Origin of the sequence: Tsukamurella ocularis (assembly GCF_965138335.1) — a bacterium.
Taxonomy (GTDB): Bacteria; Actinomycetota; Actinomycetes; order Mycobacteriales; family Mycobacteriaceae; genus Tsukamurella; species Tsukamurella ocularis_A.
In genome coordinates, this window is record NZ_CBCSDV010000011.1 from 64,390 (window position 1) to 79,794 (window position 15,405).

Consider the following 15,405-nt stretch of genomic DNA (forward strand, 5'->3'; position numbering starts at 1 on the left):
CTGTGGTCTCATGGAATACGGGTTTTCCGCGGGCCTGCCGCGGACGTGCCGTCATAGCGGCGCGCAGCGAGCTGATCCGAGGAGATTCATGACTGTCGACGACTTCGTCACCGCCAATGCACGCACCGCGAAGGGACCGCGGAGCAACGACGCGCTGGTGGACAGGTTGGCAGCGGGGGAGCAGTACGCGCTGACCTTCGGCGGCCAGGGCGGCCCGTGGCTGCCCGGCCTCGTCTCGCTCCTGGAGCAGACCGGCCTCGCCGACGATCCCGAGTACCGCGACCTCTTCGACGGCTTCGTCGCGCGCGCCGACAGCGTGCTCGAGCCGGTCCGTGCCGAGCTGCTCCGCGCGCAGGCCCTGACCTTCGACCCGCTGCGCTGGCGCGACGCCTCGATCGCCGCCTCCGAGGCCGAGACGACCGACGAGGACGAGGAGCAGGCGGGGCAGGCCGCCGCGGGCACCCCGTCGCGCCGGCTGCTCGCCCCGCAGGTCGACGGTGCCGTGTTCTCCGTCCCCGGCGTCCTGTTCAGCCAGCTCGTCGCGCTGTACGGCCTCGAGGCGCAGGGCCTCGATCCGTGGGACGTGCCGCCCGTCGCCGCCATCGGCCACTCGCAGGGCCAGCTCGCCGTCTCCGCGTTCGCCTCGCGCGGCAACGAGGGCGACCTGCTCGCCATCGCGCGCCTCATCGGCGCCGCGGGCCGCGTGGTCGCCCGCCGCAAGGGCCTGGTCGCCCTCGGCGGCGCGACCCCGATGATGGCCGTCGCCGGGGTCCGCCAGGACAAGCTCGAGAGCCTGCTCGCCGACTTCACCGCCACCGTCTCCTTCGACGCCTGCGGCCCCGTGCTCGCCGTGCGCAACAACCGCAACTCGTTCGTGCTCACCGGCACCCCGAAGCTGCTGGCCGGCTTCCGCGAGTTCTGCGAGTCCGTCGCCGAGACCGAGGAGGAGCAGCGCAAGGAGAAGCTCACCGGCGGCGCCGCCTTCGCCCCCAAGTTCGAGGACGTCGCGGTCGACATCGGCTTCCACCACCCGGCGCTCGCCGACGGTGTCGGCCTGGTCACCGAGTGGGCCGAGCGCTGCGGCCTCAACGTGGACACCGCGGCCCGCCTCGCCGCCGCCGTGCTCGTCGAGCCGGTCGACTGGGTCGCCGAGGTCGAGGGCGCGATCGGCAAGGGTGCGCGCTGGCTGATCGACCTCGGCCCCGAGGACATCGCCACCAAGCTCTCCGCCGCCCCCGCGCGCGGTCGCGGCGTGGGCCTCGTGCCCGCCACCACGCTGCGCGGCGCCCGCAACCTCTTCTCGCCGGGCGGCGTGCCGGAGCTGCCGCTCGCCTGGTCGGAGTTCTCGCCGCGGCTGGTCTCCCTGCCCGACGGCCGCACCGTGCTGTCCACCCGCTTCACCGAGCTCACCGGCCGCAGCCCCATCCTGCTCGCCGGCATGACGCCGACCACCGTCGATCCCGGCATCGTCGCGGCGGCCGCCAACGCCGGCCACTGGGCCGAGCTGGCCGGCGGCGGCCAGGTCACCGAGCCGATCTTCGCCGACAACATCGCCAAGCTGACCGCGCTCCTCGAGCCGGGTCGCGCCGCGCAGTTCAACTCGCTCTTCCTCGACCCGTACCTGTGGAAGCTGCAGCTCGGCGGCAAGCGCATCGTGCAGAAGGCCCGCGCCGCGGGCGCCCCGCTCGACGGCGTCATCATCACCGCCGGCATCCCCGAGCTCGAGGAGGCCACGGCCCTCGTCGAGGAGCTCACCGAGGCCGGCATGCGGCACGTCGCCTTCAAGCCCGGCACCGTCGAGCAGATCCGCCAGGTCGCGCGGATCGCCGCCGAGGTCCCGCAGTTCCCCGTGATCGTGCACGTTGAGGGCGGCAAAGCCGGCGGACACCATTCCTGGGAGGACCTCGACGAGCTGCTGCTCGTCACCTACGCCGAGCTGCGCGACCGCAACAACGTGGTGCTCGCGGTCGGCGGCGGCATCGGCACGCCCGAGCTGGCGGCCCAGTACCTCTCCGGCGAGTGGTCGCGGAAGTACGGCGCCCCCGCGATGCCCGTCGACGGCATCCTCGTCGGCACCGCCGCGATGGCCACGCTCGAGGCCACGACGTCGGACGACGTCAAGCGCCTGCTCGCCGAGATCCCCGGCACCCCCGCCTGGATCGGCGCCGGCCACGCCGGCGGCGGCATGGCGTCGGGCCGCAGCCAGCTGGGCGCCGACATCCACGAGATCGACAACACCGCCTCCGCGTGCGGCCGCCTGCTCGACGAGGTCGCCGGGGACGGCGATGCCGTCGCCGAGCGCCGCGACGAGATCGTCGCCGCGATGGCCGGCACCGCGAAGCCCTACTTCGGCGATGCGGATGCGATGACCTACGCGCAGTGGCTCGAGCGCTACCTCGAGCTGTCGGTCGGCACCCGCGAGCAGGTCGCCGCCGCCGACCCGAGCCGCTTCGGCGACTACGGCTGGCTCGACATCACGCACCAGGACCGGTTCCTGTCGATGCTGCACCGTGCCGAGGCCCGCCTCGCGCCCGAGGACCGCGGCCCCATCGAGACCGCCTTCGCCGGCGTCGCCGCCACCGACGACGCCTACGCCGCGCTCGATCGGCTCCTGCAGCGCTACCCGGAGGCCGGTTCGACCCGCCTGCACCCGGCCGACGTGCCCTTCTTCGTCTCGCTGTGCCGCACCCCCGGCAAGCCCGTGAACTTCGTGCCCGTCGTCGACAAGGACGTCCGCCGCTGGTGGCGCTCCGACTCGCTGTGGCAGGCGCATTCGCCGCGCTACTCGGCCGACGAGGTCTGCATCATCCCCGGCCCGGAGGCCGTCGCGGGGATCACCCGCGTCGACGAGCCCGTCGGCGATCTGCTCGACCGCTTCGAGGCCGAGCTGGTCCGCCGCCGCCTCGGTGAGGGCGCCGTCGCGGAGGCGGTCGCCGGTCGCCGCGTCGTGCCGGGCGTCGAGTCCGTGCCGCTGGCGCGGGCGCTGGCCGCCACCAACGTGCTCTGGGCCGGCCGGCTCGTGCACAGCCCCATCGCCCGCCTGGGCGCCGGTAGCACCTGGACCGTCGATGCCGACGGTGATTCCGCCGTGCAGCCCGCGACCGGCGCCCGTCTGCGGGTCACGGGCGCGAACGCCGTGGTCCTCGAGATCCCGGTCGCCGGCACCGATCTCGTCATCCCGATCCAGGTCCCGGACAGCTGCGCCGACGGCGGCGTGCCCGTCATCGAGCTCGGCGCGGCCAGCGAGGCCATGTCGAAGCTCGTCGCCCTCGCCGCCGCGGGCAACCTGCCCGCCGTCACCGACGGTGCCGCGACCATCGACTTCGAGTTCCGCGCCGAGGACGCCGCCGATCACGCGGCGATCACGGCGGACAGCCTCCCCGTGGGGCTGTCGGCCCTCTACGGCGACGAGCAGCTCGCCGTGCCGGACGCCTTCGTCGGCCTGTGCTGGCCGGCCTCCTTCGCCGTGGTCGGCGCCGCCACCACCGCCGAGGGCCGTCCGGTCGTCGAGGGCATGCTCGACCTCGTGCACCTCGATCACGCGATCGAACTGGCCACCAACCCGACGCCGGGCGCCTACCGCGCCACCGCGCGCCTGGAGGACGTGACCGCCACCGACATCGGCACCGTGGTCACCGTCGGCATCGACGTCCGGACGCCGGGCGCCGACGCCCCCGCCGTCGTCATGACCGAGCGCTTCGCGATCCGCGGCCGTACGGGTGAGGCCGAACTGGCCGACCCGCAGCCCGCGGGCGGCGCGCGCGGCGAGACCGCCACCGAGACCCCGCGCAAGCGGGTCCGGCAGGCCGTCGTCAACGCTCCGCAGGACATGAGCGGCTTCGCCGCCGTCTCCGGCGACCACAACCCGATCCACACCTCGCAGGTCGCGGCGAGCCTGGCCGGCCTGCCCGGCCCGATCGTCCACGGCATGTGGCTCTCGGCCGCCGCGCAGCAGGTGGCGTCCGCATCCAACGGCGACGTCATGCACCGCAAGATCCGCGGCTGGACCACCCGTTTCCTCGGCATGGTCCTCCCCGGCGACGAGGTGCAGTTCACAGTCGAGCGGGTCGGCATCGACCGCGGCGGCGAGCTGCTCGAGGTCACCGCGCGGGTCGGCGACGACCTCGTGATGGCCGCCTCGGCCGTGGCCTTCCCGGCCGTCACCGCGTATGTCTTCCCCGGCCAGGGCATCCAGGGCAAGGGCATGGGCCTGAACCAGCGCTCGCGCAGCAAGGCCGCGCGCGAGGTCTGGGACGCCGCGGACGCCCACACCCGCGAGAAGCTCGACTTCTCCATCCTCGCCGTGGTCCGCGACAACCCGCTCTCGATCCGCGCCAATGGCACCGTCTACACCCACCCCGACGGTGTGCTGTACCTGACCGAGTTCACGCAGGTCGCCATGGCCACCGTGGCGTGCGCGCAGCTCGCCGAGCTCACCGAGATCGGCGCCCGCGTGGACGATCCGATCATCGCCGGCCACTCCGTGGGCGAGTACAACGCGCTGGCCTCCGCCGGCGTGCTGCCGCTGGGAACGATCCTCGAGACCGTCTTCCACCGCGGCCGCATCATGCAGCAGCTGGTGCCCCGCGACGAGCAGGGCCGCAGCCCCTACGCGATGGCCGCGCTCCGCCCCGAGCTGTTCGACGTCGACGACGCCGAGATCGCCCACTGGGTCGAGGGCAACCTCGAGGGCGCCGACGAGTTCGCCGAGATCGTGAACCTCAACCTCCGTGGCGCGCAGTACGTCGTCGTCGGGAACAAGGCGGGCCTCGACGCGCTGGAGAGGGCGATCGCCGAGCGCACCGGCAGCCCGAAGGCCTTCCAGCTGGTGCCGGGCATCGACATCCCGTTCCACTCCTCGGTCCTGCGCGACGGTGTGCCGGAGTTCGCGGCCCGCCTGCAGGAGCTGGTGCCCGCCGAGTTCGACTACACCAAGCTCGTGGGCAAGTACCTGCCGAACCTGGTGGCCCGCCCGTTCGAGCTGACCGCCGACTTCGCGGTCTCCATCCTCGACGTGGTGCCGAGCGAGCCCGTCCGCGCGCTCGTCGCCGACTGGGACGCGGCCGCCGCGAACCCGATGGCCACGGCCCGCACGCTGCTCATCGAGCTGCTCGCGTGGCAGTTCGCCAGCCCCGTCCGGTGGATCGAGACGCAGGACCAGCTGCTCATCGACACCGATCACGGCGGCCTGGGCGTCGAGCGATTCATCGAGGTGGGCCTCGCGTCCGCGCCGACCCTGGCGAACCTCGCGAGCCGCACCCTGGCGCTCGCCTCGTACCAGCGGGCCGCCGCGACCGTGCTCAACGCCGAGCGCGACGCCGCGAAGGTCTTCGCGACCGACGAGGACGTGCCGGAGGACGAGGGCGACGACGCGCCCGCCGAGGCCGCGGCCCCCGCCGCGAGCCCCGCGGCGGCGCCGGCCGCGGCGCCGGTGGCGAGCGCACCGTCGGGCGGCCCCCGCCCGGCCGACCTCGGCTTCGACGCCGCGGACGCCACGCGCGCCATGATCGCGATCTGGACCAAGATGCGTCCGGACCAGCTGGAGAAGACCGACACCATCGAGACGCTGTGCGACGGCGTGAGCTCGCGCCGCAACCAGCTGCTGCTGGACCTGGGCTCGGAGCTCAACCTCGGCGCCATCGACGGTGCCGCGGAGGCCGACCTGCCCACGCTGGCCGGCACCGTCACCAAGCTGGCGCGCACCTACAAGCCGCTCGGCCCGGTGCTCTCGGAGACCGTCGGCAACCAGCTGCGCAAGCTGCTGGGCTCCACCGGCAAGCGCCCGAACTACATCACCGAGTACGTCACCGGCACCTGGGAGCTGGGCCCCGGCTGGGCGCAGCACACGGTGCTCGCCCTGGCCACCGGCACCCGCGAGGGCGCCTCGGTCCGCGGCGGCGACCTCGCGACGCTGCTCGACGGCCCCGTCTCCAACGCGGCCGCGCTGGACGCGCTGATCGACCGCGCGGTCGCCGAGGTCGGCGCCGCGCAGGGCGTGCCCGTCGGCAAGCCCTCCGCCGGCGGCGGTGGCGGCGGCGCCACCGTCGACGCCGCGGCGCTCGCCGAGTTCACCTCCGCGATCACGGGGGAGGACGGCGCGCTCGCCGCATCGGCCCGCGTGCTGCTGCAGAAGCTGGGCCTGGAGACCGCCGAGGGCGCGCTGCCCTCGCTCGACGACGAGTCGGAGCGGCTCGCCGCGCTGATCGCCACCGAGCTGGGCGACGACTGGACGAACGCCGTCGCCCCGGCCTTCGACGCCAACAAGGCCGTGCTCATCGACGACCGGTGGGCCAGCGCCCGCGAGGACCTGCTCCGTGTGTGGAACATGGACCCGTCGACCTTCCCGACCTACAGCAAGCACATCCTGGAGACGGCCAAGGGCGCCGGCCCGGTGCTCGTGAACCAGGCGCGCTGGTGGGAGAAGAAGGCCACCGCGGCCGGCCGGCCGGAGCACGCTCGGGCGTACGCCTTCCTGGCCGGGCTCGCCGAGTCCACGCCGGAACCGGGCGTCTACGCGGGTGAGGTGGCCGTGGTCACCGGCGCCTCCGCCGGATCGATCGCCGCGGCCGTGGCCGCGCGACTGCTCGCGGGCGGCGCGACGGTGATCGCGACGACCAGCCGGCTCGACGACAAGCGGCTCGACTTCTTCAAGGAGCTCTACCGCACCAGCGCCCGGACCGACGCCGCCCTGTGGGTCGTCCCGGCGAACATGGGGAGCTACGCCGACGTCGACGGGCTCGTCGAGTGGATCGGCCAGCGCCAGGCCGAGACCGTGGGCCCGTACACCACGGTCCACAAGGAGGCCCTGGTCCCGACGATGCTGTTCCCGTTCGCGGCGCCCCGCGTCTCCGGCGACATGTCGGACGCCGGGCCGCGGGCCGAGCTCGAGATGAAGATCCTGCTGTGGTCGGTCGAGCGGCTCATCGCCGGCCTCGCCGCCATCGGCAAGGACACCGACCTGGCCTCGCGGCTGCACGTCGTGCTCCCGGGCTCCCCGAACCGCGGCATGTTCGGCGGGGACGGCGCCTACGGCGAGGCGAAGGCCTCGCTCGATGCCCTCGTCACCCGCTGGAACGCCGAGAAGTCCTGGTCGGAGCGCGTGACCCTGGCCCACGCCATCATCGGCTGGGTGCGCGGCACGGGCCTCATGGGCGGCAACGACCCGCTGGTCGAGGCCGTCGAGGCGGCCGGGGTGCGCACGTGGTCCACCTTCGAGATGGCCGACAAGCTGCTCGCCAACGCCAGCGCCGAGTCGCGGGAGCGGGCCGCGACGGCCCCGCTGTTCGACGACCTCACCGGTGGTCTGGGCGGCGTCAGCCTGGACATGAAGGCGCTCGCCGAGCAGGCCATGGAGGCCCGGCTGGCGGAGGCCGCCGAGGCCGAGGACGAGGGCACCATCGCAGCCCTGCCCGGTGCCCCGGTCGCCACCCTGCGCGAACCGGACTGGGGCTCGATCGAGGCCCGGCCCGAGGACATGGTCGTCATCGTCGGCGCCGGCGAGGTCGGCCCGTACGGCAGCTCGCGCACCCGCTTCGAGATGGAGGTCGACGAGCGGCTCTCCGCCGCGGGCGTCGCCGAGCTCGCCTGGGTCACCGGCATGATCACGTGGGAGAACGACCCGGAGCCGGGCTGGTACGACGCCGAGTCGGGCGACCTGGTGCCCGAGGCCGAGCTGGCCGACAAGTACCACGACGCGGTCGTGGAGCGCTGCGGCATCCGCGAGTTCAGCGACGACGGCGACATCGTCGACCAGTCCGCGCCGCTGCTGGTGTCGGTCTTCCTGCCCGAGGACATGTCCTTCGTGGTCGCGAACGAGGCCGAGGCCCGCGCCTTCTCGGACGCCGACCCGGAGAACACGGTCGCGGTGCCGATGGAGTCGGGCGAGTGGCGGATCACCCGCAAGGCGGGCACCGAGATCCGCGTGCCGCGCCGCACCAAGCTGCTGCGCAGCGTGGGTGGGCAGGTGCCGGACGGCTTCGATCCCACGCACTGGGGCATCACGCCCGAGATGATGGAGTCGGTCGACCGCCTGGCCCTGTGGAACCTGGTCGCCACCGTCGACGCCTTCATCTCCGCGGGCTTCGAGCCGGCCGAGCTGATGGAGTACGTGCACCCCTCGCACGTCGCCAACACGCAGGGCACGGGCATGGGCGGCATGAGCTCCATGCGCGACCTGTTCATCAACACGCTGCTCGGCGAGCCGAACCAGAACGACATCCTGCAGGAGGCGCTGCCGAACGTCGTCGCCGCGCACGTCGTGCAGAGCTACGTGGGCAGCTACGGCGCGATGATCCACCCGGTCGCGGCGTGCGCCACGGCGGCGGTCTCGGTCGAGGAGGGCGTCGACAAGATCAAGGTCGGCAAGGCCCTGTTCGCGGTCACCGGCGGCTTCGACGACCTGTCGATCGAGGGCATCACCGGCTTCGGCATGATGCAGGCCACCGCGGACAGCGAGAAGATGCTGGCCAAGGGCATCAGCCCGCGCCGCTTCTCCCGCGCCAACGACCGGCGGCGCGGCGGCTTCGTCGAGTCCAACGGCGGCGGCACGGTCCTCCTGGCCCGCGGCGACGTCGCGGCGCGGATGGGCCTGCCGGTGCTGGGCGTGGTCGCCTGGGCGCAGAGCTTCGGCGACGGCGTGCACACCTCCATCCCGGCGCCGGGCATGGGCGCGCTGTCCGTGGCTGCCGGCGGCCCGGAGGCCCCGATGGCCCGCAGTCTGCGGCAGCTCGGTGTCGCGGCGGACGACGTCTCGATCATCAGCAAGCACGACACGTCGACCAACGCGAACGACCCGAACGAGGCGAACCTGCACGAGCGGATCGCCGCGTCGATCGGCCGGTCCGAGGGCGCCCCGATGTTCGTGGTCTCGCAGAAGTCGCTGACCGGTCACGCCAAGGGCGGCGCCGCCGCCTTCCAGCTGATCGGCATGTGCCAGATGCTCAACGCTCAGGTGCTCCCGCCCAACCGCAGCCTGGACTGCGTGGACGACGAGATGCGCAAGTTCCCGCACCTGGTGTGGCTGCGGGAGAGCCACCGGTTCGACGAGAGCTTCCGCCCCAAGGCGGGCCTGCTCACCTCGCTCGGCTTCGGCCACGTCTCGGGCCTCATCGCGGTCGTGCACCGCGACGCCTTCCTCGCGTCGCTGGAGCCGGCGGCACGCGCCGAGTACCTGGCGGCGGCGCGGGAGCGCGAGGTCGCGGGTGCCCGCGCGGTGCTCTCGGCCATGTGCGGTCGCTCGGGCCTGTACCGCAAGCCCCCGGCGGGCCGACGCTTCGGCGCCGACGCCACGTCGGAGGCGACGGACCGCACCGAGGCGGCCCTGCTGCTCGACGAGGCGGTGCGGCTCGGGCCCGACGGCACGTACTGCGCCGACGGATGCCGGTAGCCCGCTAGGCTTCCGCCATGGCCGTGGTGGGAGTCGGGATCGACGTGGTGCACGTGCCCGGGTTCGCGGAACAACTCGCGCAGCCCGGGACCACGATGCTCTCGTCGTTCAGTCCCGCCGAACGACGGGACGCCGCGGGCGACGTGCGCTCTCTGGCCGCCCGGTGGGCGGCCAAAGAGGCCGTCTTCAAGGCGTTCTCGTCGGGGTTCTACGCCCAGCGGCCGGCCGAGAAGGAGATCGGCGCGCGGGAGGTGGAGGTCGTCTCCGACGCCTGGGGACGGCCGGCGGTACGGGTGTACGGCCGCATGGCGGCCGACCTCGGGCCGGATGCGACGATCCATGTGTCACTCACCCACGACGGTGACACCGCGGCGGCGTTCGCGGTGATCGAGAGAACTGAAGAGCGCGGCGGTCCGAACGGACTGCAAGAGCGCACCGGATAGAGCCGAAAGGGAACAAGCGAGTGTTCAGCCGAATCGCCATCGTGAACCGAGGTGAGGCCGCGATGCGCCTCATCCATGCGGTCCGCGACCTGGCCGCCGAGACCGGGCAGCAGATCGAGACCGTCGCCCTCTACACCGACGTCGACCGCACTGCGACCTTCGTCCGCGAGGCCGACATCGCGTACGACCTGGGGCCCGCCGCGGCGCGGCCGTACCTCAACTACGAGCTGCTCGGTAAGGCCCTGCAGGAGACCGGCGCCGACGCGGCGTGGGTCGGCTGGGGCTTCGTCGCCGAGGACCCCGTCTTCGCGGAGAAGTGCGCGGAGGTCGGTGTCGTCTTCGTCGGCCCGAGCCCGGACGCGATGCGTCAGCTCGGCGACAAGATCGGCGCCAAGCTCATCGCCGAGGAGGTCGGTGTCCCCGTCGCGCCGTGGAGCCGCGGCCCCGTCGAGACCCTCGAGGACGCCAAGGCCAAGGCCAAGGACATCGGCTACCCCCTCATGCTCAAGGCCACCGCCGGCGGCGGCGGCCGCGGCATCCGCATGGTCGCCTCCGACGCCGACCTCGAGGACGCCTACCTGCGCACCCGCGACGAGGCCGAGCGCGCCTTCGGCAGCGGCGTCGTCTTCCTCGAGCGCCTGGTCACCGGCGCCCGCCACGTCGAGGTGCAGGTCATCTCCGACGGCGAGACCGCCTGGGCCCTCGGTGTGCGCGACTGCTCCGTGCAGCGCCGCAACCAGAAGGTCATCGAGGAGTCCGCGTCGCCCGTGCTGGGCGCCGCGCAGGTGCAGCAGCTCAAGGAGTCGGCCGAGCGCCTCGCCATCAAGGTCGGCTACCGGGGCGCCGCCACCGTCGAGTTCCTCTACCACCCGGGTGACGACCTGCTCGCGTTCCTCGAGGTGAACACCCGCCTCCAGGTGGAGCATCCGATCACCGAGGTCACCAACAGCTTCGACCTGGTCCGCGCCCAGCTGCACGTCGCGTCGGGCGGCAAGCTCGACGGCGAGCGCCCCGTCGAGCGCGGCCATGCGATCGAGGCCCGCCTCAACGCCGAGGACCCGGATCGCGACTTCGCGCCGGCCCCCGGCCGTATCGCGCTGCTCGACCTGCCCGCCGGCCCCGGCATCCGCATCGACACCGGCGTCTCGCAGGGCGACACCATCCCCGCCGACTTCGACTCGATGATCGCCAAGGTCATCGCCTACGGCCGCGACCGCGACGAGGCCCTGGGCCGCCTCCGGCGCGCCATGAACGAGACCCGCGTCATCATTGAGGGCGGCGCCACCAACAAGAGCTTCGTGCTCGACCTGCTGAACCAGCCCGAGGTCATCGACGGCAGCGCCGACACCGGCTGGATCGACCGCGTCCGCGGCGAGGGTCGTCTGGTCGCCGACCGGCACACCTCGGTGGCCCTGGCCTCGGCCGCCATCGACGCCTACGAGGACGAGGAGCGCACCGAGCTCACCCGCCTGCTGACCACCGCGTCGGGCGGCCGCCCGCAGGTGCAGCACGAGAGCGGCACCCCGCTGGACTTCAAGTTGCGCGGCGCGAGCTACCGCGTCCGCGTCGCCCGCACCGGCGCGCACAGCTTCCGGCTCGTCATCGACACCGGCGCCGAGACCCGCACCGCCGACGTCGATCTGGAGCGTTTCGACAACCACACCGGCCAGGCCGTGGTCAACGGGGTCCGGTACCGGCTCACCACCGGCACGCACGGCCCCGTCCACGTGGTCGACGTGGACGGCGTCACCCACCGCGTCAGCCGCGACGAGGGCGGCGTGGTCCGTTCGCCCGCGCCGGCCCTGGTGGTGGCCGTGCCGCTCGCCGTCGGCGACGAGGTCGAGGCCGGCGCGCCGCTCCTCGTGCTCGAGTCGATGAAGATGGAGACGGTGCTCCGCGCGCCGTTCTCCGCGCGCCTCAAGGAGTGTGCGGTCACCGTCGGCAGCCAGGTCGAGGCCGGCGCCGCGATGCTGCGCCTCGAGCCCCTCGGCGACGGCGACGAAGAGGCCGCCGGCTCGGCCGCCGGCCCCATCGACCTGCCCGAGGAGCCGGCTCAGGTCGGCGCGGTCGAGCGGGCCGCCGCCGGCCGCGACGCCCTCCGCAGCCAGCTGCTGGGCTTCGACGTCGACCCGGCGGACGAGAGCCGCCTGCTCGACGAGTACCTCGTGGACCGCGTCGCCGCCGAGCTCGAAGGTGCCGCCCCGGCGGGCGCCGAGCTCGCACTGGCGAGCGTCTTCGCCGATCTCGCCGAGCTGGGCCTGCGCCGCTCCGTGGGCGGCGACGACGAGGTGCACAGCCCCCGCGAGCACTTCCACACCTACCTGCGCAGCCTGGACGCCGACCGCGCCGGCCTGCCGGACTCGTACCGCGCCAAGCTCGCCGCGGCGCTCGGCCACTACGGCGTGGCCGAGCTTGACCGCACCGCGGACCTGGAGTCCGCCGTCTTCCGCATCTTCCTGGCGCAGCAGCGGCCCAAGGTCGGCGTCCGCGTCCTCACGGCGCTGCTGCGCAAGTGGCTGCGCGAGCCGGCACCGTCGGCCGAGGAGGGCGGCGACGCACGCGCCGTGCTCGAGCGGCTCATGGACGCGACGCAGTCGCGCTATCCGGTGATCGCCGACCTCGCCCGCGGCGTGGTCTTCGCCTGGTTCGGGCAGCCGCTGCTCCGCGGGAACCGCGAGGGCGTGTACTCGGCGGTCCGGGCCCACCTGACGCACCTCGACGAGAACCCCACGGCCGCCGATCGTTCCGAGCGGGTCGCGGAGATGGTGCGCAGCACCGAGCCGCTGGTGCTGCTGCTGGGCGAGCGCCTGGCGGGGGATCACCCGACGGACAACGCGGTCATGCTCGAGGTCCTGACCCGTCGCTACTACGGCAACAAGGGCCTCACCGAGGTCCGCACGCAGGACGTCGCCGGCACGGAGTGGGTCGTCGCCGAGCGCGACGGTGCGCTCCTCGCCTCCGCCGCCGTGGCCTACGACGGCCTCAGCGACGCGGTCGCCGGGCTGGCCCAGGTCGCCGAGGGCGCGGCGTCGGTGGACGCCGACATCTACCTCAGCTGGGAGCAGCAGCCGGAGGACCAGGACGAGATGGTGGCCGCGTTCGACAGCGTGCTGTCGGCGCACCCGCTGCCGGCGCAGGTCCGCCGCGTGACGATCACCGTCGCGGGCAGTGGCGGCGCGGTCATGCACCACCACTTCACGTTCCGCGCGGCCACCAACGGGGTCGTCGAGGATCGCCTGATCCGCGGCCTGCATCCGTACATCGCGCAGCGCATGCAGCTGGAGCGGCTGCGCCGTTTCGACCTGACGCGCCTCACCTCGTCGGACGACGAGGAGGTGTACCTGTACCGCGCCGTCGCCAAGGAGAACCCGGCCGACGACCGCCTCGTCGCCTTCGCCCAGGTCCGAGACCTGGCCGCCGTGCGCGACGGCGAGGGTCGCCTGCTGGCCCTGCCGACCGCCGAGATCGCCCTCGCCACGTGCGTGGACTCGATCCGCCGGGCGCAGGCCGCCCGCCCCAGCGCGAAGCGGCTGCCCACCAACCGGATCGTCATGTACATCTGGCCGCCGGTGGACCTCAGCGACGCCGAGCTCGAGGCGCTCGCCGGCCACATCGGGTCGACCACGGTCGGCGCGGGCCTCGAGGAGGTGCTGCTGATCGGCCGGCGTCGTGATGCGGCCACCGGCGAGCTGGTCAAGACCGAGGTGCGGGTGTCCTTCAGCCCCACCGGCCGGGCCGACCTGCACATCGGCGAGCCGATCGAGGACACCGTCGAGCCGATCGACGGCTACCGGCAGAAGGTGCTGCGCGCCGCGAGCCGCAACACCGTCTACCCGTACGAGTTGACCTCCGCGCTGGGTGATTTCGTCGAGTACGAGCTGGCCGAGGGTGACATCGCCGACGTGCTGGTGCCCACCGACCGGCCGAAGGGCCGCAACACCGCGGGCATCGTGGTCGGTGTCATCTCGACCGCGACGGAGCTGTACCCCGAGGGCGTCAAGCGCGTTCTGCTGCTCGGCGATCCGACCAAGTCGCTGGGCGCGCTCGCCGAGGCGGAGTGCCGCCGGATCAGCGCGGCGATCGACCTCGCGCACCGCATGGAGCTGCCCGTCGAGTGGTACGCGCTCTCCGCGGGTGCCCGCATCTCCATGGACTCGGGCACCGAGAACATGGACTGGGTCGCGGCGGCGCTGAAGAAGATCGTCGAGTTCACCCAGCAGGGCGGCGAGATCAACATCGTCTCCGCCGGCATCAACGTGGGTGCGCAGCCGTACTGGAACGCCGAGGCCACGATGCTCATGCACACCAAGGGCGTCCTGATCATGACGCCGGAGTCGGCGATGGTGCTCACGGGCAAGCAGTCGCTGGACTTCTCCGGCGGCGTCTCGGCGGAGGACAACTTCGGCATCGGCGGCTACGACCGCATCATGGGCCCGAACGGCCAGGCGCAGTACTGGGCCGCGGATCTCATGGGCGCGCACCAGATCCTGATGGGGCACTACGCGCACACCTACATCGCCCCCGGCGAGCAGGCACCGCGCCGGGCCGCGACCACCGACCCGTCGGACCGCGACATCACGGAGTTCCCGCACGTCCTGGCCGACAGCGACTTCACCACGGTGGGCGACATCTTCTCCGCGGAGAAGAACCCGGATCGCAAGAAGCCCTTCGACATCCGCACCGTGATGCGCGCGCTGTCCGACCAGGACCACGAGGTGCTCGAGCGCTGGGCCGGCATGGCCGACGCCGAGACCGCGGTGGTGCAGGACGTGCACATCGGCGGCATCCCGGTCTGCCTGCTGGGCATCGAGTCGAAGTCGGTGCCGCGCCTGGGCTTCCCGGCGACGGACGGCCCGGACACCTACACGGCCGGCACGCTGTTCCCGCAGTCGTCGAAGAAGGCGGCCCGCGCGATCAACGCGGCGAGCGACAACCGCCCGCTGGTCGTGCTCGCCAACCTCTCGGGCTTCGACGGCTCGCCCGAGTCGCTGCGCAAGCTCCAGCTGGAGTACGGCGCCGAGATCGGCCGCGCGATCGTCAACTTCTCGGGCCCCATCGTGTTCTGCGTGATCTCGCGGTACCACGGCGGCGCGTTCGTGGTGTTCAGCAAGCAGCTGAACCCGAACATGACGGTGCTGGCCATCGAGGGCTCGTTCGCCTCGGTGCTCGGCGGCGCCCCTGCGGCCGCCGTGGTGTTCTCGGGCGAGGTCAACGCGCGCACCGCCGGCGACGCGCGGGTCAAGGACCTCGAGGCGCAGGTGGCCGAGGCCACCGGCACCGAGCGGGCGGCACTGCTCGCCGAGCTCGACGAGGTGCGGGGCTCCGTCCGCGCCGAGAAGCTGGGCGAGGTCGCCTCCGAGTTCGACGGGGTGCACAGCATCCGTCGCGCCGTCGAGGTCGGCTCGGTCGATGAGATCATCGCCGCCGCCGACCTGCGCCCCAAGATCATCTCGGTGATCGAGGCCGCGCAGTAGTTTTCGCGTACGAGGGGCACCGTCGGGACATCCGGGCGGTGCCCTTCGGCATGGACGGCCACTCGAAGCGAAACCGCTGGCCGTGCTTCGCCGAGCCCGGCAG

At 73.0% G+C, this 15,405-nt stretch carries 3 protein-coding genes; all 3 read left to right on the forward strand.

Annotation, left to right across the window (positions count from 1 at the left end):
• Positions 1 to 88 precede the first annotated feature (88 nt).
• Genes ACNAYW_RS11980 through ACNAYW_RS11990 form a run of 3 tightly spaced genes read left to right on the forward strand, consistent with a single transcriptional unit; the run spans position 89 to position 15,302 of the window.
• Positions 89 to 9,385, forward strand: a complete 9,297-nt coding sequence (locus ACNAYW_RS11980; protein WP_415849922.1) for a fatty acid synthase subunit beta domain-containing protein — start codon at positions 89 to 91, stop codon at positions 9,383 to 9,385.
• Between the two features lie 17 nt (positions 9,386 to 9,402).
• Positions 9,403 to 9,828 carry a holo-ACP synthase AcpS gene (acpS, locus tag ACNAYW_RS11985; protein ID WP_415849923.1) on the forward strand — a complete coding sequence of 142 codons (426 nt, stop codon included), beginning with the start codon at positions 9,403 to 9,405 and terminating at the stop codon, positions 9,826 to 9,828.
• A gap of 20 nt (positions 9,829 to 9,848) precedes the next feature.
• On the forward strand, positions 9,849 to 15,302 hold the full coding sequence (locus ACNAYW_RS11990; RefSeq protein WP_415849924.1) for an ATP-binding protein: 5,454 nt from the start codon (positions 9,849 to 9,851) through the stop codon (positions 15,300 to 15,302).
• Positions 15,303 to 15,405 lie beyond the last annotated feature (103 nt).

Excerpts from the sequence above, each read along its gene's own strand:
- ACNAYW_RS11980 (WP_415849922.1), top strand. The coding sequence starts at position 89 with ATGACTGTCGACGACTTCGTCACCGCCAATGCACGCACCGCGAAGGGA.
- acpS (WP_415849923.1), top strand. The coding sequence starts at position 9,403 with ATGGCCGTGGTGGGAGTCGGGATCGACGTGGTGCACGTGCCCGGGTTC.